Origin of the sequence: Cupriavidus sp. SIMBA_020 (assembly GCF_046535395.1) — a bacterium.
GTDB lineage: Bacteria > Pseudomonadota > Gammaproteobacteria > Burkholderiales > Burkholderiaceae > Cupriavidus > Cupriavidus campinensis.
In genome coordinates, this window is sequence record NZ_JAWRWU010001301.1 from 1 (window position 1) to 249 (window position 249).

The window sequence follows — 249 nt, forward strand, 5'->3', positions numbered from 1 at the left end:
CTGGCCGCCTTCCGCGCCTCGCCCGATCACGGCCTGATCGCCGCCATCGACGTGCCCGCCGACCCGGACGCGCTGCGCGTATCGTGGTGGGATCCACAGTTGCTGGTGTTGCCGGATCACAGCGAACTGCTGATGCTGTTCCTGCCCTACGACTCGTGGCATTGGGAAGTGCTGGGGCTGACCCCGGTGACGCTGGCGCTGTTGCTGTTCGCGCTGGCAGTGACCGCGCCCTTCTGCTGGGCGGTGACC

The 249-nt window shown here is 68.3% G+C and carries 1 pseudogene; it reads left to right on the top strand.

The features are described 5' to 3' along the window. Window positions 1–249, top strand: a pseudogene (locus SB751_RS33715) (two-component sensor histidine kinase); the annotation flags it as partial.